Annotated in this window: 29 protein-coding genes and 4 pseudogenes; 26 read left to right on the top strand and 7 right to left on the bottom strand. The window is 38.0% G+C overall.

The genetic code is table 11. The annotated features are described in order from the left end of the window. Nucleotides 1–333 precede the first annotated feature (333 nt). From AC4HAN_RS08740 to AC4HAN_RS08730, 3 genes are all read left to right on the top strand, one after another. Nucleotides 334–1,227: a Fic family protein gene (locus AC4HAN_RS08740; protein WP_491092175.1), complete on the top strand. Its 894-nt coding sequence runs from the start codon at nt 334–336 to the stop codon at nt 1,225–1,227. Nucleotides 1,228–1,522: 295 nt separating this feature from the next. Further along, the gene (locus AC4HAN_RS08735; protein WP_491092174.1) at nt 1,523–2,284 is read left to right on the top strand and encodes a DUF6414 family protein; all 762 of its coding nucleotides are present in this window, start codon (nt 1,523–1,525) and stop codon (nt 2,282–2,284) included. Then, nucleotides 2,284–3,399: an AAA family ATPase gene (locus AC4HAN_RS08730; protein ID WP_491092173.1), complete on the top strand. Its 1,116-nt coding sequence runs from the start codon at nt 2,284–2,286 to the stop codon at nt 3,397–3,399. Before AC4HAN_RS08735 ends, AC4HAN_RS08730 begins: the two co-directional genes overlap by 1 nt. 384 nt (nt 3,400–3,783) lie before the next feature. On the opposite strand, the pseudogene AC4HAN_RS08725 reads toward AC4HAN_RS08730, so the two are convergent. From AC4HAN_RS08725 to AC4HAN_RS08715, 3 genes and pseudogenes are all read right to left on the bottom strand, one after another. Next, nucleotides 3,784–4,033 (bottom strand): annotated as a pseudogene (locus AC4HAN_RS08725) (transposase); the annotation flags it as partial. 391 nt (nt 4,034–4,424) lie between these two features. Next, nucleotides 4,425–5,570, bottom strand: coding sequence for a tyrosine-type recombinase/integrase (locus AC4HAN_RS08720; protein WP_491092172.1), 1,146 nt, complete (start codon nt 5,568–5,570; stop codon nt 4,425–4,427). A gap of 66 nt (nt 5,571–5,636) precedes the next feature. Then, nucleotides 5,637–6,200: a helix-turn-helix domain-containing protein gene (locus tag AC4HAN_RS08715; protein ID WP_002292078.1), complete on the bottom strand. Its 564-nt coding sequence runs from the start codon at nt 6,198–6,200 to the stop codon at nt 5,637–5,639. Between the two features lie 160 nt (nt 6,201–6,360). Here AC4HAN_RS08715 and AC4HAN_RS08710 point away from each other — a divergent pair, with 160 nt between their 5' ends. From AC4HAN_RS08710 to msrA, 15 genes and pseudogenes are all read left to right on the top strand, one after another. Continuing rightward, entirely contained in the window at nt 6,361–6,639 is a 279-nt protein-coding gene (locus AC4HAN_RS08710; RefSeq protein ID WP_002282923.1) for a hypothetical protein, read from the top strand. Nucleotides 6,640–6,652: 13 nt separating this feature from the next. Beyond that, on the top strand, nt 6,653–6,976 hold the full coding sequence (locus tag AC4HAN_RS08705) for a replication initiator protein A (protein ID WP_002282922.1): 324 nt from the start codon (nt 6,653–6,655) through the stop codon (nt 6,974–6,976). Beyond that, complete coding sequence (locus AC4HAN_RS08700; protein ID WP_491092171.1) at nt 6,966–7,631, top strand: thioredoxin domain-containing protein; 666 nt, start codon at nt 6,966–6,968, stop codon at nt 7,629–7,631. Before AC4HAN_RS08705 ends, AC4HAN_RS08700 begins: the two co-directional genes overlap by 11 nt. 314 nt (nt 7,632–7,945) lie before the next feature. Continuing rightward, nucleotides 7,946–8,803, top strand: a complete 858-nt coding sequence (locus tag AC4HAN_RS08695; protein ID WP_491092170.1) for a replication initiation protein — start codon at nt 7,946–7,948, stop codon at nt 8,801–8,803. Between the two features lie 305 nt (nt 8,804–9,108). After that, on the top strand, nt 9,109–10,290 hold the full coding sequence (mobV, locus tag AC4HAN_RS08690) for a MobV family relaxase (protein WP_491092169.1): 1,182 nt from the start codon (nt 9,109–9,111) through the stop codon (nt 10,288–10,290). Between the two features lie 165 nt (nt 10,291–10,455). Next, nucleotides 10,456–10,917, top strand: a complete 462-nt coding sequence (locus AC4HAN_RS08685; protein WP_491092168.1) for a hypothetical protein — start codon at nt 10,456–10,458, stop codon at nt 10,915–10,917. A gap of 165 nt (nt 10,918–11,082) precedes the next feature. Then, nucleotides 11,083–11,181: a type I toxin-antitoxin system Fst family toxin gene (locus AC4HAN_RS08680; RefSeq protein WP_002282917.1), complete on the top strand. Its 99-nt coding sequence runs from the start codon at nt 11,083–11,085 to the stop codon at nt 11,179–11,181. A gap of 1,087 nt (nt 11,182–12,268) precedes the next feature. Beyond that, nucleotides 12,269–12,928, top strand: a complete 660-nt coding sequence (locus tag AC4HAN_RS08675; RefSeq protein ID WP_491092167.1) for a hypothetical protein — start codon at nt 12,269–12,271, stop codon at nt 12,926–12,928. A gap of 127 nt (nt 12,929–13,055) precedes the next feature. Then, nucleotides 13,056–14,045 carry a zinc-binding dehydrogenase gene (locus tag AC4HAN_RS08670; protein WP_491092166.1) on the top strand — a complete coding sequence of 330 codons (990 nt, stop codon included), beginning with the start codon at nt 13,056–13,058 and terminating at the stop codon, nt 14,043–14,045. Between the two features lie 267 nt (nt 14,046–14,312). Continuing rightward, nucleotides 14,313–14,792, top strand: coding sequence for a MarR family winged helix-turn-helix transcriptional regulator (locus AC4HAN_RS08665; RefSeq protein ID WP_491092165.1), 480 nt, complete (start codon nt 14,313–14,315; stop codon nt 14,790–14,792). Between the two features lie 6 nt (nt 14,793–14,798). Next, complete coding sequence (locus AC4HAN_RS08660; RefSeq protein ID WP_491092164.1) at nt 14,799–15,158, top strand: class Ib ribonucleoside-diphosphate reductase assembly flavoprotein NrdI; 360 nt, start codon at nt 14,799–14,801, stop codon at nt 15,156–15,158. 39 nt (nt 15,159–15,197) lie between these two features. Further along, nucleotides 15,198–15,506, top strand: a complete 309-nt coding sequence (locus AC4HAN_RS08655; RefSeq protein ID WP_491092163.1) for an antibiotic biosynthesis monooxygenase family protein — start codon at nt 15,198–15,200, stop codon at nt 15,504–15,506. 27 nt (nt 15,507–15,533) lie between these two features. Next, on the top strand, nt 15,534–16,883 hold the full coding sequence (locus AC4HAN_RS08650) for a dihydrolipoyl dehydrogenase family protein (RefSeq protein ID WP_491092162.1): 1,350 nt from the start codon (nt 15,534–15,536) through the stop codon (nt 16,881–16,883). 51 nt (nt 16,884–16,934) lie between these two features. Next, complete coding sequence (gene msrB, locus AC4HAN_RS08645) at nt 16,935–17,372, top strand: peptide-methionine (R)-S-oxide reductase MsrB (RefSeq protein ID WP_491092161.1); 438 nt, start codon at nt 16,935–16,937, stop codon at nt 17,370–17,372. A gap of 30 nt (nt 17,373–17,402) precedes the next feature. Beyond that, nucleotides 17,403–17,897: pseudogene (gene msrA / locus AC4HAN_RS08640) on the top strand (peptide-methionine (S)-S-oxide reductase MsrA); the annotation flags it as partial. 187 nt (nt 17,898–18,084) lie between these two features. On the opposite strand, the pseudogene AC4HAN_RS08635 reads toward msrA, so the two are convergent. Beyond that, nucleotides 18,085–18,452, bottom strand: a pseudogene (locus AC4HAN_RS08635) (tyrosine-type recombinase/integrase); the annotation flags it as partial. 350 nt (nt 18,453–18,802) lie between these two features. On the opposite strand from AC4HAN_RS08635, the gene AC4HAN_RS08630 reads away from it, so the two are divergent. The 7 genes from AC4HAN_RS08630 (at nt 18,803) to AC4HAN_RS08600 (ending at nt 22,839) form a co-directional block, all read left to right on the top strand. Further along, entirely contained in the window at nt 18,803–19,471 is a 669-nt protein-coding gene (locus AC4HAN_RS08630; RefSeq protein WP_491092160.1) for an ArsR/SmtB family transcription factor, read from the top strand. A gap of 306 nt (nt 19,472–19,777) precedes the next feature. Continuing rightward, the gene (trxA, locus tag AC4HAN_RS08625; RefSeq protein WP_491092159.1) at nt 19,778–20,092 is read left to right on the top strand and encodes a thioredoxin; all 315 of its coding nucleotides are present in this window, start codon (nt 19,778–19,780) and stop codon (nt 20,090–20,092) included. Nucleotides 20,093–20,100: 8 nt separating this feature from the next. After that, nucleotides 20,101–21,021, top strand: a complete 921-nt coding sequence (gene trxB, locus AC4HAN_RS08620) for a thioredoxin-disulfide reductase (RefSeq protein WP_491092158.1) — start codon at nt 20,101–20,103, stop codon at nt 21,019–21,021. Beyond that, nucleotides 21,018–21,287: a hypothetical protein gene (locus tag AC4HAN_RS08615; RefSeq protein ID WP_491092157.1), complete on the top strand. Its 270-nt coding sequence runs from the start codon at nt 21,018–21,020 to the stop codon at nt 21,285–21,287. Before trxB ends, AC4HAN_RS08615 begins: the two co-directional genes overlap by 4 nt. Then, the gene (locus tag AC4HAN_RS08610) at nt 21,288–21,467 is read left to right on the top strand and encodes a type Z 30S ribosomal protein S14 (protein WP_491092156.1); all 180 of its coding nucleotides are present in this window, start codon (nt 21,288–21,290) and stop codon (nt 21,465–21,467) included. A gap of 19 nt (nt 21,468–21,486) precedes the next feature. Continuing rightward, nucleotides 21,487–22,137: a DsbA family oxidoreductase gene (locus AC4HAN_RS08605; protein WP_491092155.1), complete on the top strand. Its 651-nt coding sequence runs from the start codon at nt 21,487–21,489 to the stop codon at nt 22,135–22,137. 138 nt (nt 22,138–22,275) lie between these two features. Further along, nucleotides 22,276–22,839, top strand: coding sequence for a TMEM175 family protein (locus tag AC4HAN_RS08600; RefSeq protein ID WP_491092154.1), 564 nt, complete (start codon nt 22,276–22,278; stop codon nt 22,837–22,839). A gap of 483 nt (nt 22,840–23,322) precedes the next feature. On the opposite strand, the gene AC4HAN_RS08595 is transcribed toward AC4HAN_RS08600, so the two are convergent. Beyond that, complete coding sequence (locus tag AC4HAN_RS08595; protein ID WP_491092153.1) at nt 23,323–24,435, bottom strand: oxidoreductase; 1,113 nt, start codon at nt 24,433–24,435, stop codon at nt 23,323–23,325. Between the two features lie 122 nt (nt 24,436–24,557). Here AC4HAN_RS08595 and AC4HAN_RS08590 point away from each other — a divergent pair, with 122 nt between their 5' ends. Continuing rightward, complete coding sequence (locus AC4HAN_RS08590) at nt 24,558–25,088, top strand: TetR/AcrR family transcriptional regulator C-terminal domain-containing protein (protein WP_075347224.1); 531 nt, start codon at nt 24,558–24,560, stop codon at nt 25,086–25,088. A 245-nt stretch (nt 25,089–25,333) separates the two neighbouring features. Here the strand turns inward: AC4HAN_RS08590 and AC4HAN_RS08585 are convergent. Next, nucleotides 25,334–25,465: pseudogene (locus AC4HAN_RS08585) on the bottom strand (site-specific integrase); the annotation flags it as partial. 59 nt (nt 25,466–25,524) lie between these two features. Beyond that, complete coding sequence (locus tag AC4HAN_RS08580; RefSeq protein ID WP_491092152.1) at nt 25,525–26,376, bottom strand: MurR/RpiR family transcriptional regulator; 852 nt, start codon at nt 26,374–26,376, stop codon at nt 25,525–25,527. Nucleotides 26,377–26,504: the final 128 nt, after the last annotated feature.

Here is a 26,504-nt window from a genome sequence, read left to right as displayed (position 1 = left end):
AAGAGAGAAAGCTTCGCTGTTTTTTTCTTTTGTTTTATCGAATACTTTACTAGCAAGGGGTTTAGTTTAAATCCGCAACTACATAAACGCAATACGTAGTTGCGGAAATTTTACTAATTTCTTTCTGCTAACGAATGACTGATGTGAACAATAATTTAGAAGGTTTTATGTTGTAGAATCTCAGCTTGTTATAATGGTGGAGAATATCGTTATTCAGTTTTAGATGATAATATAAAAAAACCACTATTATTCCGCAAATAGCTAAATGTTGTTCCGATAATAGACCTAGTGTTCCGAAAATGTTACAATAGAAGTCGAAAAGAGGTGGAGTATATGTACATTACAACACAAGAAGCTGCTATACGTTGGGGAATCTCTGATAGGCGCGTGCGTACCTTGTGTGTACAGGGGAAAATTGAAGGAGCCTACCGTGATGGAAAAATTTGGAGAATCCCAGCGGATGCAGCACAGCCCAGTGACGGTCGTTATAAAAAGGCTTCCAGTTTACTATCAGTGATTGAAGAGAAAAAGGCACTCTTAGCAACAAGGAGGCCCTTGACTAGTGGGGAGTTAGATCGACTAAATGAAGAATTCCTTATAGAGTACACCTATAATTCAAATGCGATTGAAGGGAACACCTTGACTCTTCGGGAAACCGATATGGTGCTAAGAGGATTGACCATTGATCAGAAACCTTTGAAGGACCACCTTGAGGCTATTGGTCACAAGGAAGCCTTTCAATTCGTTCAAACACTGGTTTCAGAAAATCGTCCCTTAACGGAGCAAGTTATTAAAGATATTCATTACCTTGTTCTGTCAGATAAAAAGGAAGATAGAGGTGTCTATCGAAAAGTTCCTGTTAGAATCATGGGAGCTGCTAATGAACCTGCTTCGCCTTATATGATACGTCCAAAAATGGAGCAGCTTCTGCAAGATTATCAAAAGGATTCAAGCTCAATCATTACCAAGCTAGCCAAATTTCATATCGATTTTGAAAGTATACATCCTTTTATTGATGGAAACGGTCGAACAGGCCGGCTTTTGGTTAATCTTGAATTGATGAAAGCAGGATTGCCACCGATTGATATTAAATTTACAGATCGTGTATCCTATTATAAGGCTTTTGATGACTTTCATGCCAGAGGTCAAGTATCCAGCATGGAAGACTTGTTTGCTAAGTATGTCAATGAACGTCTGGATGAGTATCTAGCAATTTTGGCAGAGTGAAAGAGAGAAAAATAATGAGGTATATTATGTCCATTTTAGTTGCTAACAGTTACATGAGTTGAACTGGTATGATTTTATCAAAGTAGTATCAAAGGCAGAGTAGTATGACAAGCTGACGGAGGATGTGCAAGAAAGTGTAAGTCTGGTTCAAAAAAAGTACGTTCTTTATTGATTAGAAGAGAGAAATCAACTAACCTATTTTATGAGTATGTTAGGGATTATAATGGTTAATTTGGTATAATAAAGAAAGCGGAGATTGGCTATCTATAGCTAAAAACAAATAATAGAAAGGACAATGATGGTAGAATTTTTCAATGGAAAAATTGTTTATCTTGACGAACAAGCTGTTTTTGATTATTTAGAATTACATCAGGATGGCATACAGTCTGATATTATAAAACGGGTGTCAGAAACTATGGTTAAGACAGAGAGTGAAGGGAAGGTTGGTATGAATTTTTTCACTCGATTTAAGATAGGGCTTTCTGGCAATGCTTCATATCAACGAAGTGGTGTAGTAGAATCACAGATTACGTCTACGTTATTAAGTAACTTTAAAAAGCTTGTAATTAATAAAAAAGATTCTTCAAAAGTTGAATATTTAGATAATGTTAAGCTTTTTATTGAAAAAGACTCTCCTGCTTTTTACCGTAATATTACTCCTGTTCTCGACATGATTAGTGATATTACTAAAATGAATAGTATTACAGACGATGATAAAAATAATTTTAAAGGTATTGAAATAAAAAATATTGAACGCACTTTAGACAGACTATCGGGATATTATGAAATTAAGGGTATTAGTTCCGAGAATAAAGAAATGATTTTGAGATTCAATATATCAGGTTTGCGTAATAATTATACTTTGAGTGATTTAACCAAGATGGATGTCAAACTTTATGGACTTAAGGTTGGAGAAGTGGATTCAATTGATTTAAGCTTTAATACAATGATTGATAGATTATCAAATCAGGGGCAGTTGCAACTAGGTGCTGACTTTGATGAAGAACAAGATAATGAGAAAATACCGATATATGATGTTCTAGTGGCAGGTGTGTAATGGTAACATTTAATATTTTTTTTGAACCAGTTCAAAAGTTTAATGAACGAGTTACTAAATTAGGTAACTATGTTTCGTTTAATGAAGTACTTATAAATTGGCCAAATGGAGCTGGGATTCAGGACATAGCAGAACCTCTTAAGGAAAAAGATATTTGTATTTTCAGAATGGACTCATATTCATTATCAACAAGTTTAGTTTTTGAGAATATTGATTTATTAGTAAAAATTTTTGAAACTGCTAATATTTTAGAAGTCTACCTTCATAATCCTCCAAAAAAGTTTTTCCACTTAATTAGACAACGAATTTCCTCGGAAAGTATATTTGTTGAGCAAAGTTCTTTTGAAAAGATTAACGAAAAGCAACTCCAAGATGTAACACAAGACTTAAATGAACATATAATTGGTCAAGGAAAAGCTAAGCAAAGTTTATTGAGAAAACTGGTTGCTCAGCTAATACGTCCGAGTGCAAAACCATTAGTTCTAATGTTTTACGGTGAACCAGGAATCGGAAAAACTGAAACAGCAAAACAACTATCAACTACACTATATGGAAATGACAATATTATCAGAGAACAAATGTCGATGGTTGGTGGTGAATCAAGTGTAAAATATTTTAAATCAACAAACCATAGCGAAGACTCATTTTCTAAAACATTACTAAACAGAGAATCTAATGTTATTTTGCTTGATGAGTTCGCTTTAGCTCCTGCCTTTTTTCATAGCACCTTCTTTCAAATGTTTGATGAAGGTATCTATGAAGACCAAAATTATAAAGTAGATTTAAGTAACTCAATTATTATTTGCACATCTAATTTTAAAAGTCGGTCAGAAATGGAGAAAAATGTTGATGTAGCATTATTAAGTCGATTCGATGGTTTTATTAAATTTTTTCCTTTATCTTTTGATGAGAAAAAACAAATTTCAAAGATAGTATATTCAAAAATTATTAACCCAGAATCTATAACTAAGGAATATGAGGAATATTTAGATGAAGTTGAGATTCTAGAAAGCGTTGAATCTAAATTAAATGCTCTTCCTAATGTTAGAGCGATAAGGAAGTATGTTGAGGATATAATTTCTGATAAATTATTAGAAATTATATTAAATAATTGAATGTTATGATTAAAGAATATTTAGTGAAGACTGGTTATTAAGTATAGTTGTAAATAGGTTACAAGTGGCCTAATATACTTCTTGGATTTATGAATAGTATAATGACTGTTTATGTAAAAACAATGAATATATAGAAGTTCATAGAATAGCTAGGTAATGAAACAAAACAAGTAACTTATTTAGGCTAGTTGAGCCATACTATGAAATTTCTATAGTGTCAAACATATCTATCTCAATAGTCCAGATGAAAATCAAAACCACCCGTCAAACGGGTGATTTGAACCAGGGCTATAAGCCCAGATAACCAGCCAGCGCCTAAAGACGTTGTTTGTTCAAGCCTCATTGCTCTTGACTCGTCACCAGCCTCTTAAAGAGGCATTCGTATTATTTGCCACTATTCCTAAAGGGATCTTCGTATTCTTTAACACTTAATTTATCAAGGGCTATATCATGGTTTTCTTGATCCTGAATATACTTTTTATCGTGGCTTCGTTAAGGCCGACCGTACTGACATAGTAACCTTCTGCCCAGAAATGACGATTCCCAAATTTATATTTGAGGTTGGCGTGTTTGTCAAACATCATCAGAGCAATAGGTAGCCCATGAAACTTGAAATGCTAATTCTAGGCGGAATTAGGAGGTCTATCATCCAAGAAAAACGTACGTGATAAAAAATAATTTAACTAATGGTGTGAACTTTTGGGTATTTAATAGCTCAATTCGTATGTTTTTGTAAAAAAATTCACACCATTCAGATGATATTAGTTGAAATTAGATGAAATTTAGCTTTCATAAAACGCTGAGGAACCTTGGTATTAAAGGATTTTGAAATTCATTCAAACAGGGATTGTTCAAACCAGGTCTTAAGAAAGCACGTAAAGCTAGTCAGTTCTCAAAACGTTAAGAACAGCTTTACAGCAACGATTACAAGCATTTTGCAAGTCCCTTGCAAGGTGCTTTTTTTGTTAATTTTTGCTCGTGATACCGTTTTTGATACCGAGTTGAAAAACTTTTACACCTATTTTCTAATTGCTTTTGAGATAATCAGCATAATGATTGACTGATTTATCTTCACCTGCTCTTGTAACATGGCTATATGTATCCAAGGTCATTTGACTGCTTGCATGACCTAGTCGCTTGGCTGTATTAACTGGATCAATTCCAATTTCAGTCATTAGGGTTGCATGAGTATGTCTGAAGCCGTGAGGACTAATCTTTTTTAGGTGGTGATGTCTGATGATACGATTTAAAATATTATTGATATAATCGGCGTGTAATGGCTCGACTGCTCCTGCTTGTGTACGATAAGTAAATAGATAATCTTGCTCAATAGAAAGAGGTGTGACTGAAAGTTGAGCCCTTTCTTTTTGGCTTTGCTGTTTCCATTTGTACAAAATGGCCAAAGTTTCAGTATCAAGCTTTATTTTTCTTACGGAAAACTCGTTTTTTGTACCCTTTTCAATTGCTTTACCTTTTACTCTCCCTAGGCTTTTACTTATACTGAGGGTTTCGCTGTCAAAATTTATATCAGCCCATCTTAGGGCGTAAAGTTCGCCTTTTCGCAGTCCACTATAAGCCAGTAGCCTGAAAAGAACATAATGCTTGTACGGCTCTTCTTTTAAGACAATGGACAAGAATTCCTGTAACTCTTGGACAGACCAAAAATTCTCTGCAGACGCATGCTTTCTTCTTGGCAGTATAATTTCAGCCATAGGGTTATGTTTAAGCAATCTCATTTTTATAGCGAAATCAAACACTTTGCTAGTGTATGACTTGATTTGCTTGATATTTCTATAAATCTCTGCTTTTTCTGTAATAAAGTCCTGGCAATCTAAAGGACTTATTTTTTTAATCTGTTTATCTCCAAAGGTTGGTAAGATATGCAGCCTAAAAATATCAAGCGTCCTCGAGGCTGTAGTCGCCTCTACTGTCCCCTGATAGCTTTTAAACCATTTCTCAAAGATTTCTCTGTAGAGCTCCTTAGAAGCTCTCTGAGGGGCTATAAAAGCCCCTGTATTCATTTTATGGTTAATAGCATTCTCATACCGTTTTGCTTCTCTACGTGTCTTAAAACCACGTTTTAGGTGGTCTCGACGTTGACCATCTAAGGTCATATAGATTTTCACAAAATATCGGTTGCCTTTTCTAGTCTTGTATTTATGAATAGACATTGTAATTTCTCCTTTATTTCTAAGATTTCGGAGCTTATAAAATAAAGAAATTACGAGCTGTCCTAATTATTTTTTATTCTTACCAGCTATTAGTCTCTTGTACTCGTCAGAGTTTTTCCAAGCTTCCCATACATAGTGATAAGGAGAATTTTTAGCACTTGATTTGTTGATGAGAAGTGGCAACAATCCTTCTCCTTTGTCTGATATAAATTGTTTGATGGCTTTAACCAAAACAGGATTAAAGTCTTTTTTATTAACCATGAAATCAATATAATCTGCCAGTTGCTCAGATTGGTTAATTTCGGCCAGCAAAACAGCTAATTCATCACCAAAAGGAGTCCATTCGGTAATCTTATTTTCTATGGTGCTTTGCCCTCTTAGTATTTTAGAAAAGCCTTTTAGAATCTCTTTGGTTGACCCAGGGTTTATCAAATTTGGATTATCGTCAAGTCCTAACAAGTAGGGAACTGATACGCCAAAATAATCGGCTAGAATTTTGGCATTTTCTTTTTTAGGGGTTCTAATCCCTTGATTATAACCTGATAAAGTAGGGTAAGCAATACCAGTTTCAGCACTGATTTGTGTAAGTTTCTTCCCGCTTTCTTTTATTAATTTTTCTATATTGGTCATATTTTTCCTTTCTATAATTAGTATTTATCATATTATATCATATATCATTCAAATTGAATAAAATCTCTTGACTAAAATTCAAAAAGAATTTATAATGTATATAAATAATTCGATTTGAATTATTTCGGAGCTTATATAATAAAGAAATAGAGGTGATCATATGGCAGAAAATTTTACTGTTCAACTTCCTAAAGCTACAGAAAAGAAACTGCTAGCTCGATACGACAGCATGGTACAAGAGGCGATCGAAAAAGCATTTGCAGATAAGGACTTAAACAAGCCCATGGTGCGCATGGCCGGCTTGTGTCGTTGGCTAGATGTCTCAACAACAACTGTTATTAAGTGGCAACGTCAAGGTATGCCTCACTTTGTTATTGATGGTGTAACCTTGTACGATAAACGCAAGGTCGCAAAATGGTTAGAACAATATGAAAGATAAGGAGATTGACAAAATGTATGATGAAGAATGCTACCTAATCCCTAAGGTTCTCCTTCAAGATGAATTTTACAGTGCTCTAAGTGTTGATGCTATCTTTGTTTATACTATTTTGAAAGAGAAACAGAAAGAAGCTGTCTTGCGCCACTGGATAGATGAAGAAGGCAATATTTACCTTTCTTACTCTATCGAAGAATTAATGAAACTGTTTGGTTATTCTAGAAGCAAAATGGTTGTTCTTATGCGCTCCCTGGAGGAGCACAATCTTATTGAACGTGACAGAGTTCCTGTATTTTATGGACACTCTTTGCCCTATCGGACATACATCAATGAAATTTAATGGAGCTGGCAATATGATGAAAGTATTCTTTGGCAGTGATGCTGCTATTAAGGCTCAGTTGACCCAACAACTAGACGCCTATCAAATTACCTATCAGGCAATGGACAAAGACGCCTTAACTAAGCAAGAGTTTTTGAAGATGATGGCAATGACAAGTGATTTCTTTGAGTTGCTATCTCCGAGTCTTTATCTTTATAAACTAGATAATCGAACAAGTCTCAATAACTTTATTGATAAGGTTTTATCAGATAAAGAGAAGAATATCCGTTTTCCTCTTGTTATTTTTGAAAATGAAGTTTATCCAGAGATGTCGGTAGAAGAGGTGAGGAGATTTCTACCGAGAGAGTACAGACAAGCAGAACGAGAACAATTATTCAGGAAGCTACAAATTATTGATGAAGGTAGGATGTTCTGGAGTAATTTTGAAATACTCCGTAAGAAGTCTGAGTTACGTTGGTTTGAATTCAATGATTTGATGTTTAGAGACGATTCATCTAACTTAACTCAGGCCAAGAGGAATAAAGATAGATTCTTTTATTACAAACATGAACATAAAACTCCACCTGATAAATACGTAGAAAAGATGGCAGAAATTTTGTTTGTCGATAAAGAGGATTTCTTCAAAAAAACTGTTTTAGATTTGCAGACGATATGATGATTTTTGAAAAAATTTTGGGAAGAAAAATCTGTTGAAAATAGCTCTGAAAATTCTTTGAAAATTGGTTTTTGGAGACAGGATTTTTGAATTTGTGAAATCTTCACAACGCGGGCTCCTCTAACAGCCCGCTGAACGCACATTTCGTGTGCATTTTCTATCCAAGTTTTTTGACAAGTTTGGTTGAGCAAATTGTAAGATGTCCGACGAAGTCGGCTTGGGGTTGCTCCCCCAAGTTCGTCAATTTACGAGATCTTTACGCAGGCAAAAAAGAGGCGCCGATAGGTGACCTCGAAAAAGAAAGGAGGTTAAATTTGAATACCCGAGTAAGCTTAGATAATATCACGCTAACCGCTTATATCCAGTCAAAATGGCTGCAATCCCTGAAAAATTTGGTTGAGAATAACATAGCCATAACTATGAAACTAGCTACAACTGATAGATTTGAGGCATATACTCAGGATGTAGGACGAGTAGTTCTCCTGATGCAGTATGACAAAATAAAAGGACAAGCCTTTAATGCTCGCCCTTTCAGGTTGGAGTTTAACCCAAATAAGCTCCGACCTGTAGATAAAAGTATCCTTGGTACGATTATAGCATATCTCGAAGATATTTCAATCTCTCGTGCTGACTTAGCGTTTGATTTATTCGAGCTTGATTGTAGTAATTTTATTTTAGAGAAAAAAGGAAGGGGGGTTGCAACAAAAGAATTCCGCTCCAAAGATGATAAGTTGGAAACAAAATATTTAGGAGCTTCCCGCTCCGAGAAACAAATTCGACTTTACAATAAAAAATTGGAGCAATTGAGTAGTGGAACAGAGAGTGAAAAGCAGTTTGCTAGTCAGTTCAAAAATTGGTGGCGTTTAGAATTTCAACTTCGCAATAGGGCAGTTGATGAAATATTTACAGTCATCAATGAAATCATTTTTAAACCTAACAATTTTGAAAATCTCACTTTGGAATCTCAGATTTATCTTTCAGCTATGTTACATGATAAAAGTACATGGAGAAGAGTTCATAGAAATACTCGAAGCAAGTACAAGAAAATGCTAGATACCTATCAGACATCTGAAATTGATTATTTGGCAGAGATGAAAAATCTACTCAAAGAAAGACGAGAGAAACTTGAAACTGAACTAGCCTTTTATGCAGGGAAATTTGTTGGACAATAGCGAAGCTGTCCAACAAGCATTTTGAAAAAATGCTTTGCTCGTATCGGCGAGCAACTCTGAAAAGCAGCTTGTGGCTCGAGCTGCATTTTCAGATCTCCTCACTGAATAAAGTGAGGAGAGAGCCGTCTGCAAGACCCTTCGGAGAACGCACCTTTACCTTGGTAAAGTATAGTGCGTTATACTTTACATGGAAGTTGTGCCGAAAATACAGGCGAAGCACTTAAAAATAGCCGTTAATATTTGGGTGAATAATAGTGGAACGATTCACCCCTTGCTCGCTATTCGAGCAAGAGAAAGGACATAATATGAGTTATGCAGTTGCAAGAATGCAAAAAATGAAATATGGTAATTTACGAGGAGCATACAAGCACAATGAACGAATTTTTAAAGAGCATTCTAATAAGGATATTGACCCTAGCAGGTCACACCTTAACTATGAGTTGACGGAACGTGACCATTCTATATCGTATGAAAAGCAGATTAAAGATTACGTGAACAAAACTAAAATCTCAAATCGGGCAATTCGAAAAGATGCCGTGTTGTGTGACGAGTGGATTATTACTTCGGATAAACAATTTTTTGAAAATCTGAGTGATGAGCAAACACGAGAATTTTTTGAAACAGCTAAGAATTATTTTGCAGAGCACTATGGCGAGGAAAATATCGCTTATGCAAGTGTGCATTTGGATGAGAAGACACCGCATATGCATATGGGTATAGTTCCAATGAGAAATGGCACATTATCATCAAAAGCTATGTTTAACCGTGATGAGTTGAAAAAGATACAAGCTGATTTTCCTAAATATCTAAGTGACAATGGCTTTGACCTAGAAAGAGGGAAGGTCAATAGTGAGACTAAACATCTTAGCGTTAAGGATTACAAAGAGAAACAGCAAATGCTTGAGAACATGGACGCAAAAATTGATTTAAGGCAAGCTAAAATGCAGCAGCTTACGAAAGACTTAGCTGATAAGAAAGAAGCGTTATCCACGGTTGATAAAATTTATGAAGATCTAAATGGATTAGGTTTATCCGACTTGCAGGAAGGGAGGCTTGGTAAGAAAACGTTAGGAGGAAAGGTAAAGATTGAGCAAGAACAGCTGAATAGGCTGGTAAAAACAGCTGTTGATAATATCAGCAAAAATCATCAGTTAAGAACTAATCAAGAAAGGATGACCAATCGTATAAAGATACTTGAAACCCAAGTATCCAATAAGGGTCGGCTGCTGAATGAGCTTAATAGCACAAAAGAGGAGGTGACCAAACTAAAAATCGAAAATAGCAATCTTAGGGATAAACTTAATACGTTAATGGAAAGGCTAAACGTGGCAACTAAGAGGCTAGGTTTGTGGCGTACCCAAGCAAAAAACTATATGCCAACAAAGGACTTTAAGAAGATTATGAAGAGTATAAATGCAATAAAGCCAGAACCCCTTGTTATTAAAACAGTTCAGATAGTTAAAAAAGTAATTGATAAGTCAATGTAGAATTTTTATGCCGAGAAAACTTTTGTCAGTAAGCTAAGCGATTTAGACTAGACGTGTCTGAGTCGCAAGGCTGAAGACTTGCGAGCAGAGCACGTTAATTAAAAATCAGCGAAGGTTACTTGCTGACAAAAGGAAATTGGAATAAATTAGAAAAAGGAGAGCAAAATGAGTTTTGAAACAAAAGTGATGAAATTTAAATTGGATAAGATGACTGGAGAACGGTTTATAAACCTCTTAAAGTATTGTCAGACACAAGTTAGTGAGGTATCAGAACTAGAAGATTGGTTACGATTAAATCAGATTAAGGACAAGCCTAACTTTCAGGATTTTTTAAAAGGTAATATAAGCTTTCTGGCCATGGTGAACTATTTGAAAGAAAAAGGGATAAAATGTGCTATGGATGGGTCGCGTTCTCTTCGTGATATTTATGTACGTATTGACGACTTAGAAGCTTTTGAAATTAGTGTTAAACAGATTATTGATGACTTACTATCTTTAGAGATAGAGGACTGGTTAAGCTCTAAATTGCTAAAACCAACAGCGAAAATGGATTTTTATGATAGCTTAGAGTGGGCCAAGCAAGAAACTCAAAAGCTCATAGATGCTAAAAAGGGTAAAAAGAAATGAGAAAAAAGCTATTTGTTTTCAGCCTTTGTTTACTTGTCGCAAAAATGCTGTGCAGGTCTGTGGCAGAGACCTTGACTTCAATAAGTATGATTTTCAAGAAATAGCTTGTATGTTATAATAGGGCTTGGCACAAATGACACCGCCTCGAAAGGGGGTGAGTTGCCCATGTGGGATTTTGTACTTCTAAATATCATCGCACCAATTTCGGTTGGGGTAGTGCTTGCACTATTTTCTAAATGGCTAGATAGGAAAGACGATGATTAAGTGCCACTAGCTCGGACGTAGTTTCGCACCTACGCAAAAAAAGCCTCAGGTCTGGACACCTGGGGCTTTTCCGTTGCCTCATGTTGAGGGAAGATGTACTTCTTCGCACAACTATTATCACACAGTAACCAAAAAAAGTCAATAAAAAAAGCTAAGAGCGAATCGAGGATTTACCTGATGATCATCAGGAGGCAGCACCCCTACCTGAAGCGATAGTACCGCTTCCTTTGAATGAGTCGTCACCGACTAAAACTCAGCCTCAGCTTTCCTCCATTATATCTCAGCAGAAGACCAAAGTCAATAAAAAGGTCTTCACCAATGCGAGACAAATTTCTTTATTGTATAAGCCCCGAAATCTGATTTTTGATACCTTTTTGATACCGTTTAGGTTCAAATATTTGTGTATATGTAACAATTTTTAGAATATCTGATAAAAGAAATGTTGATTTATAGCTTATTTGACTGTATGCAGTGTTTTTGACAAACAACCAGGTCTTAAGAAAGCTCGTAAAGCTTCACAATTTAGTAAACGTTAATCAATACGATTATATCAACGTTTCAAAGCACTTCATGGTTCACACCATGGGGTGTTTTTTGATGATTTTTTTGCAGAATTCACACCACTTTTCACACTATTATTACTTTTTATAGGGAAAGGGACAAATCAGCAAGCTAAGCTTCATTTTTAAGTCCGTGCTTTTAGACTATAACTAATCCTAAAACTTTTCTTTTTCGTAATCTTCTTGGAGAAGAGATTGGGACAAAAGTCCTGCTTCCGATTAACTAGTTTGGATAGAGCAGTTTGAACCACTGCTGATTGGAAGTCCTTATCCTTTGCTAAGGCGGATAGTCTTATCCAGTGAATGATTTCTAGCTGAGCCTTAAAATAAGAGAGCGAGGAAAATCGAAATCGCCATTTCATGTCATGACGATTTAATTTTTCTTCCACGCTCTGTTTTTTATTAAAATATAATCGTAAGTGGTATACTAGAGATATAGTGTGTCTAAAGTCATTGAGATTTTTTAAAATAGCATTTGCAGAATTGATGAATTAGCTATTTAACAAAAGAAGGGGAGTGGTCAGACGATGAAGCTGACAGATGAATTATTTGCAAAATATACATTAATAGAAGATACTCTATTGCCCTACGGATTTCAAAAAAGAGGGGATTCGTATTTCTATAGCAAGCTGATTCACAATAATGAGTTTGACCTTCATATTCTAGTTGAAAATCAAAAAATAGATGCGAAACTGACAGAAGAGGAGTTTGGTGAAGAATACACCTTGATCAATACTGATGCTACTGGCAGTTTTGTGGCTGCCTTGAAAGAAGAGTGTCAAAAGGTGCTTCTTGATATCAGAGACAAGTGCTTTAAAAAAGACGATTTCTTTTTTGCTCAAACAAATAGAATTGCTGATTTGATTAAAAAGAAATACGGAGTAGAACCAGAAAGAAGTAAGAATGGCAATGAAAGCAATGGGATATTCCGTAACCCTGCAACAAAGAAGTGGTTTGGCCTTGTTATGTTCGGGAAAAAGAGCAATCTGATAGGTGATTCAAAAGAAAGGGTCGAATATCTGAACTTAAACTTTAAGCAGGATGCAGCAAAATATCATCAAAAAGGAATCTACCATCCTTACAAGAAAAAGAACAAACATTGGGTTGCAATCATCATGGATGATACACTGACTGATGAGGAGATCATGACTTTAGTCGATATCAGTTATGAAAAGTCAAACCAGTAATAAAGCTGTCAGCTTTTAAGTAAATAGGGGAATGCGATCTATTGGCGGCTTTTTTAAACGGTGTAATTATGATACAATGAAAGCGCTTAAACAAATGGTTTTAAGGAAGAAAAAATGAGGTGACATTATGAAAGCTTGGGTTTTATCCAGCCAAACTGAATTAGGTGTACCAAATTTAGAATTGGTCGAAATGCCGAAACCACAGCCAGAATCAGGAGAGGTTTTAATTGCTGTTCGTGCAGTAGGTTTAAATCCTGCTGATTACAAGCTGGCCCAGCAAGGTTTTGCTTCTTGGCAATACCCGCATATTTTAGGTTTGGATATGGCCGGTGAAGTTGTTGCTGTTGGCGATAATGTTGAAAACTTCAGTATTGGAGAGCGAGTAGCTGCTCATATTGATTTAGCCCAACAAGGTTGTTTTGCAGAATTTGCGACAGCTCCAACCTATACGGTGGCCAGAGTTCCTGAAAATGTTTCTTTTGAAGAGGCTGCAGGTCTCTTGTCTACAGGTATTACTGCCTATCAGGCATTACACCGTAAGGCTAACTTATCAAACAGAAAATCTATACTTGTTCATGCCGGTTCGGGCGGTGTCGGCTCCATGGCTGTACAGCTGGCGAAAATTGCAGGGCTGACAGTCTTTACGACAGTCCCCGGTAATAGGAAAGATTTCGTGTATGGATTGGGTGCAGATGTGGCTGTTGACTATGAAAAAGAAAATATTGCTGATGTCATCAAAGAACGGACTGCTGGTTTAGGTGTAGACCTCATCATTAATACCTTGGGACAAAGTTACGCGGACAAAGATCTTGATATGCTCGCATTCAATGGGGACTTAGTCTGTATTGTTGCTCCGCCAAGTGCCAGTGCCATGGATAAATTATTTTCTCGTGGTTTGGGGGTTCATCTGACTTTTGTAGGGGCTGCCCATCAAAGCGGCAATATGCAGCAAAAGCAGGATTTAGGACAAATGGCGCAAGCCGTGTTGTCATTGGCTGCTGAAGGAAAACTGCAAGTTCCAATCGCCCGTTCGTTTACCTTTGCTGATTTACCGTTAGCACTGGCGACCTTAGAAAAAGAGCCGCCTGCTGGAAAGTTTGTTGTCCAAGTTGATTGATAAGATAAACTTCGGTGTGAAGAGACAAAAACACTTAAAAGGGCCAAACAGGCCCTTTTAGTTTGTCTAAAATAACAGCTAAATTTTTTAAGATTATCCTAATGTAGTTTGTGTCCAGACAGCAATGATATTTTGATTGCCTCTTCACTTTGACAGTCAAGGCAATAAAAATCAAGGCTGTAAGCAAAATTTTTGCAATGCCGATTTGATTTTGTTAAACTGGTTGCAAGCAATCGATTGAACGAAATTAATTTTAAGGAGGCTGAAGTGATACAGACACAAAAAATAGGTGCTAAGTTCCAAGAGCAACAATCATCTCTGCTTTTAGAAGAGAATCTCTGCTTTTCTTTGTATGCAGCGTCTAGAGAATTCATCAACCGCTACACGCCTTTGCTGACTGACATCGGGCTGACCTATACACAGTATGTGGTCATGATGGTTCTCTGGGAAGAGCACAGCACTGTCACCCGCGAACTGCGAGATAGAGTGTTCCTTGACAGTGGCACCCTGACACCGGTACTAAAGAAATTAGAGGAAAAAGGATTCATCATTAAGGAGCGCTCGCAGGCGGATGCGCGTGACTTGATTGTTACCCTCACTCAGGAAGGCGCAGATCTAAAGCAAGCTGCTCTGGCTGTTCAAGCTGAAATTGCCAAAAACTTTAAGGGCAGTTCGGACAATGGCAGGCTTTTGCATCTGCTTCAGGAAATGATGGAGACCTTCCGACAAGAACGAAAGGGGAAATAAACCGTTATGACTAAAATCGTTTATGCAAGCCGTACAGGCCATGTTGAGAAAATCGTGAACCAGCTGGGCGTGACAGATGTCTTAAAAATCGAAACAGGTACCGAGACAGTTAATGGAGATTATGTGATTTTCACTTATTCTACAGGAAAAGGCCAAACGCCGAAAGTCGTTGAGCAGTTTTTAGCGCACAATCCAGGCGTCAAGGCCGTTGTTGGGAGTGGTTCCATGGCCAAACATGCCGAAACCTTCAATTTTGGCGCAGAAAACATTGCCCAGATCTACAAGGTACCTATCTTAGCTAAGTTAGACGGCGTAGGAACGCCTCAAGAGATTGAAAACTTAGCTAAGAGCTTAGAAAACATGTAACCAAAGCAGAAATGTATCAGATAAAAAGGAGAACTCATTATGACAATCGTACAGACAGCCGTATTTACCGTAGACAAAGACTACCAAGAAGCTTTTCTTGAAAAAATTAAACGTGATGTTGCTTCCCTCAAAGCGTGGCCGGGAAATCTGACAGCTGAAGGCTGGCAAGGCGAAGACAAGGGAGACAGCATCGAATTTATCCTTCTCTCAAAATGGAACTATAAAACAGATTTTGAGGCTTGGCTGAACCGTCCGGGTCACAAAGAAGGACATGCAGACCCAAAAACACAGGAGATTCGCAAGCACGTGTCACGCAAGGTGAACACCTACAAAGTATTAGCTGACTAGCATTCAAAGAAAAGTGAGAAAAAACCAATGAACTATGATGTGATTTTTATCGGAAGCGGCCATGCCAACAACCACGGCGCACGTCTGCTGGCCGCAGCAGGAAAAAAGGTTGCTATGATTGAGGCAGACAAATTTGGCGGTGTCTGTACTAACTATGGCTGCGATGCCAAAATTCTTTTAGATGGCCCCTTTGAATATTTAGACGGCTTGAACAACTACCAAGATTTGGGCTTGAAAGCTGATGTTCAGATTGATTGGGCAGCTATGATGGCTCATAAACGCAAGACCTTGGCTGGTTTTCAAGAGGTATTTCCGCCCATGTTCCAAAGCTTAGGGATTGACATTATCCGCGGACGTGGTTCTATTGTCGATGCCCACACTGTCACTGTAGATAATCAGCACTACACGGCTGACTACATCGTCATCGGGACTGGCGCCCGCAATGCTAAACTCAATATCCCGGGCAAAGAATTCACGCAAGGCAGCACCGAATTTTTAGATTTGGATGCTTTGCCTGAACACATGATTGTAATCGGTGCAGGAATTATTGGGATGGAATTTGCGTCAATGGCTTTACTGGCAGGCAAGAAAGTGACCTTCTTTGAATATGCCGATCGTCCTTTGCTGGCTTATCCAGAAAAATATGTCCAAAAAATCGTGGCTAAATTTGAAGCCCAAGGCGCTGTCTTCCATTTTGGCCAAGCCGTTGCCAAAGTCGAAAAAGCCGGCAAGGGCTTCCGCGTAGCGACGCAAGCAGGTCAAGAAGCTACTGGCGACTTTGTGCTGGATGCGACAGGACGTGTCGCCAACGTTGAAAACTTAGGATTAGAAAATCTGGGTATCGAAGCAAGCCCGCGTGGTATCAAGGTAGACGGACACATGCGCACCGCTGTGCCGAATATCTATGCCTCAGGTGACGTTGTTGACAAAACGATTCCCAAATTAACACCAACAGCCGAGTTTGAGTCCAACTATATCGCACGTGACATCCTAAATCCTGAAGGAGCGGCCATCACTTATCCTGTTATCCCTAACCTTGTCTTTACTTTGCCTCGCATTGGGCAAGTAGGAGTTACTGTTGATGAGGCTAAAGCTCATCCTGAAGAATACAAATTGGTTGAAATCCCATGGGGAGAGCAACACGACTGGGTCAATAATCACGAACGGGATGCTGAACTGGCTTTGATTTTTGATAAGGAAGACTACTTGGTGGGTGCTGCTGCCATTTCCAGCCAAGCTGGCACTTGGCTGGACTGGCTGACACCGATCATCGAGAAAAAGATGACCGCACAGGACCTTAACAGCATGATCATGTCCTTTCCAACCCAAACCTATGTGCTCTGGTCAACATTGACATCACTTTTAAAAGCACAATAGTTGGAAAAATGTTAACACCTATCTTTATATCAATAAAAAGGAGGACCACACATGACAGAAGAAACAAAAGAGGCATTACGTGAACGTATCGGCGATTTAGCCTATGAGGTGACACAAAACGCTGCAACTGAGCGTGCTTTCACAGGAAAATACGACGAGTTTTTTGAAAAAGGGATTTACGTTGATATCGTAAGTGGCGAGCCCTTGTTTTCCTCAACAGATAAGTATGACTCAGGCTGTGGTTGGCCAGCCTTTACCAAACCTATTGACAATCATCGGGTGACCGATCATGAAGATCGTTCTTTCGGTATGCGCCGGATCGAAGTTCGCAGTCAAGAAGCTAACTCACACTTAGGACATGTCTTTAACGATGGTCCCATTGACCGCGGCGGTCTGCGCTACTGCATCAACTCTGCTGCGCTCAAGTTTATTCCTTACGAAGAAATGGAAAAAGAAGGCTACGCAGATTATATGTCTATCGTTGAGTAAAGGCTTATTTCAGAAAATGGAGGCAAGTATATGAAAACAATTTATCTGGCAGGCGGCTGCTTTTGGGGTGTTGAAGGCTACTTTGACTTGATTGACGGTGTTGTGGGAACCCGTGTGGGCTATGCCAATGGTCAATCTGAAGTCACGTCTTATGACTTGATTGATGCGACAGATCATGCAGAAACTGTCGCTGTCACTTACGACCCGGAACGCATCACCCTGCGTGAGCTGCTCCAGCACTATTTCCGCATTATCAATCCTTTCTCTATCAATCGTCAAGGCAACGATATGGGTCGTCAATACCGCACAGGTATTTATTACACAGATGAGAGTGACAAGGCGGTTGCGCAAGAAATGATGCAAGCCGTCAGTCAAAAACACGATGGCCGTCCTCTGGCTGTTGAGCTGGAACCTTTACGTCACTTTATAGATGCTGAGGATTATCACCAAGATTACCTCAAAAAAAATCCCAACGGCTACTGCCATATTGATTTATCTTTAGCTAAGGTACCAATAAAAGAGATTGATTGAAATTAGTTTAAGGATTTTTAAAAATATTAACATTTAATCCTAACAAATCAAGTCTTACGAAGGTTCATAAAGCTTCACAATTCTCAAAACGTCAATCAAAGCGATTATATCAACGTTTTAAACACTTCATGGTTCACACCATGGGGTGTTTTTTTGATACTTTTTAGCAAAATTTACACCATTAGTTTTTAAGATTGCGATAGGCGACTTCTCCAACAGCCATAGAAACAACATTTGAAGTATTAATATAAGTTTTGGTAGTAAGGATATCGCTATGTGTTAGAGCTTCTGAAATAGCTTCTAATGAAATTCCTGCTTGTTTAGCAAGTGTTGTGCCAGTATGACGTAATTTGTGCGGTGTAGCATGACAAGCTCTTTATAGCGACGTTTAACTGATTTCATCTTGTTATGGAGATAGTCAGCATGTAAAGGCTTATTGATATTTCCTTTAGTGTCTATATAAGTAAAGACATACTGCTCATCAGGCAGTATGTCTTGCTGCTGTTTACTTTTTGTCTCTTGATTTAGGCTTTGAGATAGTAGCGACAACAGAAGTAGTTGTGGACTATTTTTGTGAATGTCCGAAATTAATCATTAGAAAATTGTTGGCAGTTGAGAGCTATAAGTAAATCATTTTGATACAATTTATGGTCGCATATAGATAGTATGTCACAAAAGAAACTGCGGCTCGTTAAAAATTTCATTTTTTCAGAGATAGGTCTCTTTTTACATGATTTACCTATTAATATTAGTAAATGTTAAGGATAAGTATTCTTTTTATTTTTTGGCGAATGCCTATCTTTTTGCCACAAATGAGTATCAACATCTTTCGAATGGAATAGTTGACAACTATTTTTAAGAATTATACTATTGAATTGAATAGATAAGGAGTTGATTTGATGCAAGAGACAATGACTGATTACAAACAAAATATTTACCAAGAGCTATCTCGCTTAACAAAGGGGCTAGGAAGTGAGAAGCGTCTTGATATTTTAAATATATTATCACAGGGACCAAAGACAGTTGAGGGAATTGCGCGTGCGACGGGTCTCTCTGTTGCCAATACTTCGCGCCACCTTCAGGTTTTAAAAGAAAGTCACTTGGTGGTGACGAGTCGAAATGGTAATTTTATCCGTTATAGCTTAGCTTCTGAAAAAGTTGTCCAGCTAGTTCTTCTGTTATTTGCTGTCGGTGAAGAACAGTTAGCAGAAGTCAGAGCGATTGAGTCAGACTATGATGAGGCAGCTGGTGTTCCTCAGATTGAGCTTGATAATGCAATTGAATTAGCAGCTAAGACAGATACTCTCCTACTTGATTTAAGGCCTGCTGAAGAGTATGAAGCAGGGCACTTGCCAAAAGCTCTTAATTTACCAATCGATGAGTTTGATCAAAAGAAAGCTCAGCTTCCCAAAGAGAAGACCATCATTGTTTATTGCCGCGGGCGCCAATGTGGCTATGCCAACCTAGCAGCACAGGATTTACAAAGTTTGGGCTACAGTATCTATAGTCTCAATCGCAGTTTTGCTGATTGGAAGTGGGGTGCATCCTCTCGTTCAGAACTTGACTAAGGTGTGTTCCTTAGTCTTTTCTTATAATCAGAAACTCGTGAGCAAAATCATTGCAAAATAGATTTGGTGTGTTATAATTCAATTATTCAATAAAAAAGTTGAATTTCTTTTTTACTCAATCTATTCAACGATTTTATTGAATCATATCTTTGAAATACTTCTTATTTAGTATCTCAAAGAAACTAAGTGATACAAATTGAATTTTTAGAAGGGCTACGTTAACCTTTTTGAAATTCATTCTTTTATTCTTATGCTATTCAATTAGATGATTGAATAGAAGTGATTTATTTTAGATAGGAGTTTTTTATGACGACACAACTAACAACTGAAACATTTGCGAAATCTATCCAAAATGGGGTAAGCTTTGTCGATTTTGGGGCGCAGTGGTGCCCGCCTTGTCGGATGATGGAACCGGTAGTGGAAGAACTTTCACAGGACTTTGACGGAAAAGCAACGATTGCTCAGGTGGATGTGGACCAATCACAAGATCTGGCCAATCTCTTTGGTATTCGTTCTATTCCAACAATGGTGATTTTTAAAGATGGCAAACCCGTTGATGCTCTTGTTGGCGTTCATCCTAAACAAACATTGACGGAAAAAATCCAAGCACAGTTATCATGAGGTGATTTATGTATGATGCAATTATTGTAGGTTCAGGATCTGCAGGGTACACAGCTGGCATTTATTTAAGTCGAGCTGGTTTGAAAAATCGATTAATCACAGGCTATTCTGAGGGTGGTCAATTAACCACCACAACCCTCGTAGAAAATTATCCAGGTTTTGAAAACGGGATTGATGGCAATAAATTAGTCCAAACGATGCGCCGCCAAGCAGAACAGTTTGGCACCGAAATGACCTTTGGATTTGTTCAAAAAATTGAAGGCGAATCGTCTCCTTTCAAGGTATATCTGGATAATGGTGAAATCATTGATACCAAGGCCGTTATTATCGCAACAGGCTCTAGCGCTAAATACCTGGGGATTGAAGGCGAAGAAGAGGCCGTCGGAAAAGGTGTCAGCGCTTGTGCGACCTGTGATGCTTTCTTCTATAAAGAGCGTGAAGTCCTTGTAGTTGGCGGGGGTGATGTGGCTATGGAAGAAGCCCTCTATTTGACACGCTTTGCATCGAAAGTGACTGTTGTCCACCGCCGCAATGAGTTACGCGCATCTGATATTATGGCCAAACGGGCTCAGGCAAATGATAAAATTCATTGGATGTTAAATTACACGCCTGTCAAAGTTGTATCTAATCTGATGGGAATGACTGGTTTGGATGTTCGTAATAATGAAACAGGTGATATTGAGCACATTCAGGCTGACGGTCTCTTTGTGGCCATTGGTCATCAGCCAAACACCGATTTTCTTGATGGGAAATTAGCATTGGATGATAAAGGCTATATCCAAACACAGGCAGGAACAGCAAAGACCTCTGTTGCAGGTGTTTTTGCAGCTGGTGATGTGCAAGATCCAAAATACCAACAAGCCATTACTGCAGCAGGCAGCGGTGCCATTGCTGCCCTAGATACATTGGCCTATATTGATAACCTATGATGAAATCAGTCACGTCTAGTATCGAATTAGAAGAACTGTTAGCCGAACATCAAAATCTAGCTCTTCTTGTTTCAGGAAATCAATGCAGTCTATCGTCTCTTGGGCAAAAAGAACTCATAGACACGGCTGAACGAGAGCATTTGGTGCTTTACCAAGCAGATATTTTTCAAGTGCCCCGTCTCATTTCTTTATTTGGCATTCAGCCTACCCTGACGAGTTTATTAGTCTTTAAAAAGGGTCAATTAGTTGAGAAGAAAGAGGTTTAAATGGCAGGAAAAGCTTTGATACAAAGAAAAAAGAAGGCCTACCCGGTTCAAGAATACTCACGCTGTTTGGCATGCGGCCGTCCGCATTCGGTCTACCGCAAGTTTAAACTTTGCCGGATTTGTTTACGTCAGCAAGCTTATCAAGGTGTCATTCCTGGGTTGAAAAAAGCTTCTTGGTAGTGGAAAGAAAGGAAGAAATATGGAAATTAGTTACTGGTCAGATGTTGCCTGTCCATTTTGTTACATTGGTGCTAGTCGGATGAAGCGTGCTATGGCAGCTGTTGGTTTAAACCCGGAAGATTTGACAATGAAAGCTTACCAGCTAAATCCCAATGCGCCTTTAGAAACAAGCGAAACCATGCTCACAGAGTTTGCTGCCAGTCACGGTATGACCACTGAGCAAGCTAAAGCTCAGTTTGCGCACATGGAAAGCATGGGAAATGAAGAAGGGCTGCGTATTGATATGGCGGGGATTATTCCAACCAACACCTTTTCAGCTCACCGTCTTATTAAATGGTCGCAGAAGTATTTAGATAAAAAAGATCATCAAAATTTCATTATGGCCTTGTACCGTCTTTACTTTGAAAAACATGCCAATATTGCGGATCATTCTGTGTTACTGGCTGCGATCAGTGAATTTCGTTTACCACAAGAAGAGGCAGCGCAGGTTCTTGCTGGAGATGCGTTTGCTGACGAGGTTAAACGCGATATCTTAGAAGCCCATCAATCAGGCGTTCAAGGTGCACCTTTCTTTGTTCTGAACAATAAGTATGGCATTTCAGGTGCTCAGCCTTATGAATACATGTTAGCGGCATTAAAACAAATTCAAGCAGAGGAAGGAGCAAAATAAAATGAAAGATACCCCTTTTCAACTACTAGACAGTGATTCAGAAGAGACCGGTTTAGTTTGTGGGATTGATGGCTGCAGCATAGAGCCCTCAACACAGCCATTAGAAAAGAGCAAAAAAGCAGTCATTAGGAGGGCAGAGTGGAAAAACAAAGGGTAGAAGCCTTGTCAGATGCTATATTGGCCATTATTGTCACAATTATGGCCTTGGAGTTACAGTTACCTAAGGAGTTGACCGTAGCAGGACTTAGAAGCATGCTGCCCATGCTTTTTATCTACATTACTAGTTTTTTGCAAATCATGGCAGTCTGGCTATATTATCATGAACTCTACAAATTAGTAGATCATGTCAGCTTTCATTTATTTGGAGCCAATAGTTTTTGGCTCTTAACGGCTAGTTTTGTTCCCTTAGCGACTCGAGCGATCGGACAGCATTCCGCTAATTTTGCCTTTCTCCTGTTTTACCTCATTGTTCTTGCCCTTTGGGATGCAGCTTGGATAATCATGACAGCAATGGTGATCAAGACGAGTCAAAGACCGTTATCAGCTGAAGAAAAAAAGATACCTTATCGGTGGGCACTATTATATGGATTGCAGCTAGTGATCATATTATTAGTTGGCTATCTTTTTCCAAATCTCATTCCTTTTGCCCCGCTACTGATGATTGTTAATGTTATTTATGGTTTTTTAAGCAACAAATCTTGAAAAGGACTAAAAATAATGGGTAACTAGCATCGGTTATAAAATCAATTATTAACCTTCAGAACCCCATTTCTCAGTAAGAGAATGGGGTTTTAAGTACGACTTATCCCGTGAGCCTCTTGGATGAACAGCGAATCATGAGACCTCAGCAGATTATTTTAAAAAGAGAGAAAGCTTGAACTGCTATTCTTTTCTTTTATCTAACGCATGCCTGAGTTGATTAATAATTTAAAAGAACTTATGTTGTAGAATCTAATTCTAATATTGGCGGGAAATAGTATTATGCAGTTTTAGAAAATAATATAAAAAATTACTATTGTTCCGTGAATTGCTAAATGTTATTCCGCAAATAGATCTATTGTTCGATATGAGTCTTTCTAATGTGAGTTTAGTTGCTTTTCTAAGTCATATGGGACTTTTTTGATACACAAAAAATCCCCCAGAAGTTACATGCTATCTGGGGTCTTTTGATGTTAGTGATGATGTTTAAATGCCTTCGACTGGAGGAAGCGGAGTGTCTTCAGCACGGAGCCACTCTACTAAATCATCCGGCCAGTTCAGCTCTTCTAAATTTTCGACTCTTGTCCGAATGGTATCTGCCTTGCCGTCTTTGATTTTTTGCATAAATGCCGGTTCAACCAATGCTGCTCGGCCTATTGCGACCAAATCAGCTTCATTTAGGGCATCTAAAGCGTCATCGGCAGTAAATACGCCGCTGACAATGATTAACTTGGCGCGCTCTTTGATAGCTTTATTGGCCAGAGCTGCGTAACTTTCTTCGTGTCCGTCCGGTTTAGCATCATAGTGAGTAAACAGCGAGATATGGATATAATCCAATTTATTGTGTTCCAGCAGTGCATCAACTAATTGCATGCTGTCATCCACGGTATATCCGACGGTTTCTCCATGGATTTCGTCTGGAGAGATGCGATAGCCTAAGATAAAACCTTCTGGCGCATACTCATCAACAACACGGCAGACTTCCTTGGCGACAGCCAGGGGAAAATTCATTCGATTGGTTAATGAGCCGCCCCATTTGTCGGTGCGATGATTTGAATAAGAAGAGAAGAATTGCTGAAGGAGATAGTGATTTGCTCCATGAATTTCAACGCCGTCAAAGCCTGCATCGATTGCACGCTTGGCAGCTCTGCCAAAGTCCTTAATGGTCTCTTCAATTTCACTGGCAGACAATTCCCGAGGATGATGATTTAAAAATGGGAAATCCATCTCAGTTGGCACAGCAGCAACGCCGCCATTCTGTGTAATATCTGCCTCACGGCCTGCATGGTAGAGCTGTGCAATGGCTTTACTGCCATCTTTTTTGATGGTTTGTGCCAGTTCTTTAAGACCTGGAATGAATTCATCATCAAAAATGCCGATTTGTCCTTTAAAACCGCGTCCGATCATGTTAACATTCATGGCCCCGGTGATAATCAAGCCGGCAACTTTGGTACGAATACTAAAGTAATCTAAATCGGCCTGGCTGACGCTGCCATCAAGATTAGCGCCTTTTGCTTCCATCGGAGCCATAACAATAGCTGATGGAGATTTTCCGCCATTCGGGAAGTTAACTTCCTCAAGAAGTTTTTGATAAGTCATGTTTAGACCCCCTTTTATATCCTCATTGTGATATAATTATCATAGCACAATGAAACCGTTTTCAAAGCGACAGAATTTTAGTTTTGTTGTGACAAAACAGAGAAAGTGTAAGAGCACCTGTAATGACAGTACCAACTAAAAAGATCATTTCTAATTCCATTATCCACTTACTTGAAAAAACCAGTTATGAAAGTCTCACTGTCTCAATGATTATGAAAGAGGCCGGTATGTCCAGGCAAACGTTTTATCATTATTTTCAGGATATTCCTTCGGCCATGTTTTCGATTTTTTCCGAGGATTTAGAAAAAAGTTTTGCCTTATTTAAACAGGGAAAAAGCTACCGGGACAGCACGGAGTATCTGCTAAATAATTTAAAAGAAAAAAAGAATTTTTTGCGTGTGCTGGTTACTGAATTCGATAATAAGTTTTTTGTTGAAAATTATTATGATTTATTAATGGATGTCTCGTATGATTATATTGGTTTAGCACAAATTGATGATGAAATTGAATTCTTATTGAGTTTGTACTGGTTTGGTGTGATCTATAAAATGATTGGCTGGATTAAGTCAGGCATGTCATTGGAGGTTGAAAGATTAGTTGAACTATTGTATGCGGGGATGCCAAACAGGCTGCAGGCTTATATGTCATTTTAGTTCAGCCAATAATTGTTTTTGATTATAGTTCAATTTTATTAGACTAGGACGAAAAGTGCAGGATTGAAGGCACTTGATATTGAGGAGCTAATTGGTTAATCGTAAAACCTTTTTGTCTCAATTCATAAATACAAACTTTGTCATTATAACTTAACTTCATTGAAAAACATCCTAATCGTCAGATTTTCTGTCTAACTTTTGGGGTGCAGGTCACAAACGGGTTGTTTTTAGCGAAATTCACGCCATTATTTTTTAAGGTTTCGGCAGACAATTTCGCCAACTGCCATTGAAACAATAGTTGAAGCATTGACATAAGTCTTGGTTGTGAGGGTGTCGTTATGGGTTAGGGCTTATGAAATGGCTTTTAAACTTATACCGGTTACTAGTTAAAATAGCGGATATCAACGTAACTTGGTATCCGCTATTTTTAAATCTATTATAGCCTTGTTTGTTTTATGGCACTTCTGATATTATTTAACGGCTCAATAACCTTTTCATTATTCCTAAGACCATAGACCATAAATATAGCATCTAGGATAGAGATTTGAGATACAGTTGAGGAAACTGCTTCGGGTCTGTAATTGATTTCATCAGATACAGAAATGAAAGAAATATCAGCCATAGTGTCTATTTTTGATCCTTTGAAAGAAGTTATACCAATTATTGGAACATTTCTTTCTTTTAACAGTTCAACCAGTCGGATGGTATCTCTATTTTTACCAGTGTGCGAAATAACAAAAGCTAAGTCATGGCTAGCGAGACTGGCTGCAATCATTTGCTGAAAATGGAAATCAGAATGGTAGTGGCAGTTTAGTTCAGTCCTTAAGAATTTATGATAGGCGATATTAGCAATCGCATTTGAACTGCCCAAGCCAAAAAATGCACATGATTTTGCAATGGTTAATAATGCTGTCGTTTTTTTAATGGAATCTTCCAAAGTCAAATTTTTAGTATTTAAAAGTGAATTAATATTACTATCAAAAATTTTGTCAAATATTTCTTTATCGGAATCCTTATCAGAAATATCTCCAAAAAAAGATTTTTTTATATTAAGATTTTTTGAGTTTGAGAGACTAATATCTAAACGAAATTCCTGAAAAGACCGATATCCCATTTTTTTTACAAATCGTGATAAGGTGGGGGCAGAGATACCAATATTTTCTGCTAATTTATGGATGGTAAATGATGAAAAATCTTCATTACTATTCATGATATAATCAACGATTTTATTTTCTAAAATACTAAAATTTTCTTTATTTGCATGGATTCGACCGATTAAGTTATTCATAATTATGACACCTCATCTGTATTGTAACACAAAAAATAAAATAAGAAATACCGAGAAATAAAATTTCATAAAATCTATTGACTAAAGAAATAAAATTTCGTATAATTTCATGTGTAACTGGATACAGG

It is taken from the genome of Streptococcus sp. ELY_86 (genome assembly GCF_058314495.1).
The sequence above is the reverse complement of the archived record's forward strand: the minus strand, read 5'-3'. Positions and strand labels throughout refer to the sequence as shown.

Bases quoted from the DNA above. Each gene is read 5' to 3' on its own strand.
- AC4HAN_RS08720 (WP_491092172.1), bottom strand. From the start codon at position 5,570: ATGTCTATTCATAAATACAAGACTAGAAAAGGCAACCGATATTTTGTG.
- msrB (WP_491092161.1), top strand. From the start codon at position 16,935: ATGACAGAAGAAACAAAAGAGGCATTACGTGAACGTATCGGCGATTTA.
- AC4HAN_RS08705 (WP_002282922.1), top strand. From the start codon at position 6,653: ATGTATGATGAAGAATGCTACCTAATCCCTAAGGTTCTCCTTCAAGAT.
- AC4HAN_RS08630 (WP_491092160.1), top strand. From the start codon at position 18,803: ATGCAAGAGACAATGACTGATTACAAACAAAATATTTACCAAGAGCTA.
- AC4HAN_RS08650 (WP_491092162.1), top strand. From the start codon at position 15,534: ATGAACTATGATGTGATTTTTATCGGAAGCGGCCATGCCAACAACCAC.
- AC4HAN_RS08615 (WP_491092157.1), top strand. From the start codon at position 21,018: ATGATGAAATCAGTCACGTCTAGTATCGAATTAGAAGAACTGTTAGCC.
- AC4HAN_RS08595 (WP_491092153.1), bottom strand. From the start codon at position 24,435: ATGACTTATCAAAAACTTCTTGAGGAAGTTAACTTCCCGAATGGCGGA.
- trxA (WP_491092159.1), top strand. From the start codon at position 19,778: ATGACGACACAACTAACAACTGAAACATTTGCGAAATCTATCCAAAAT.
- AC4HAN_RS08675 (WP_491092167.1), top strand. From the start codon at position 12,269: ATGAAGCTGACAGATGAATTATTTGCAAAATATACATTAATAGAAGAT.
- AC4HAN_RS08670 (WP_491092166.1), top strand. From the start codon at position 13,056: ATGAAAGCTTGGGTTTTATCCAGCCAAACTGAATTAGGTGTACCAAAT.
- AC4HAN_RS08580 (WP_491092152.1), bottom strand. From the start codon at position 26,376: ATGAATAACTTAATCGGTCGAATCCATGCAAATAAAGAAAATTTTAGT.
- AC4HAN_RS08735 (WP_491092174.1), top strand. From the start codon at position 1,523: ATGATGGTAGAATTTTTCAATGGAAAAATTGTTTATCTTGACGAACAA.
- AC4HAN_RS08660 (WP_491092164.1), top strand. From the start codon at position 14,799: ATGACTAAAATCGTTTATGCAAGCCGTACAGGCCATGTTGAGAAAATC.
- AC4HAN_RS08685 (WP_491092168.1), top strand. From the start codon at position 10,456: ATGAGTTTTGAAACAAAAGTGATGAAATTTAAATTGGATAAGATGACT.
- AC4HAN_RS08740 (WP_491092175.1), top strand. From the start codon at position 334: ATGTACATTACAACACAAGAAGCTGCTATACGTTGGGGAATCTCTGAT.
- AC4HAN_RS08700 (WP_491092171.1), top strand. From the start codon at position 6,966: ATGAAATTTAATGGAGCTGGCAATATGATGAAAGTATTCTTTGGCAGT.
- AC4HAN_RS08590 (WP_075347224.1), top strand. From the start codon at position 24,558: ATGACAGTACCAACTAAAAAGATCATTTCTAATTCCATTATCCACTTA.
- trxB (WP_491092158.1), top strand. From the start codon at position 20,101: ATGTATGATGCAATTATTGTAGGTTCAGGATCTGCAGGGTACACAGCT.
- AC4HAN_RS08715 (WP_002292078.1), bottom strand. From the start codon at position 6,200: ATGACCAATATAGAAAAATTAATAAAAGAAAGCGGGAAGAAACTTACA.
- AC4HAN_RS08710 (WP_002282923.1), top strand. From the start codon at position 6,361: ATGGCAGAAAATTTTACTGTTCAACTTCCTAAAGCTACAGAAAAGAAA.
- AC4HAN_RS08730 (WP_491092173.1), top strand. From the start codon at position 2,284: ATGGTAACATTTAATATTTTTTTTGAACCAGTTCAAAAGTTTAATGAA.
- AC4HAN_RS08605 (WP_491092155.1), top strand. From the start codon at position 21,487: ATGGAAATTAGTTACTGGTCAGATGTTGCCTGTCCATTTTGTTACATT.
- AC4HAN_RS08655 (WP_491092163.1), top strand. From the start codon at position 15,198: ATGACAATCGTACAGACAGCCGTATTTACCGTAGACAAAGACTACCAA.
- AC4HAN_RS08680 (WP_002282917.1), top strand. From the start codon at position 11,083: ATGTGGGATTTTGTACTTCTAAATATCATCGCACCAATTTCGGTTGGG.
- mobV (WP_491092169.1), top strand. From the start codon at position 9,109: ATGAGTTATGCAGTTGCAAGAATGCAAAAAATGAAATATGGTAATTTA.
- AC4HAN_RS08610 (WP_491092156.1), top strand. From the start codon at position 21,288: ATGGCAGGAAAAGCTTTGATACAAAGAAAAAAGAAGGCCTACCCGGTT.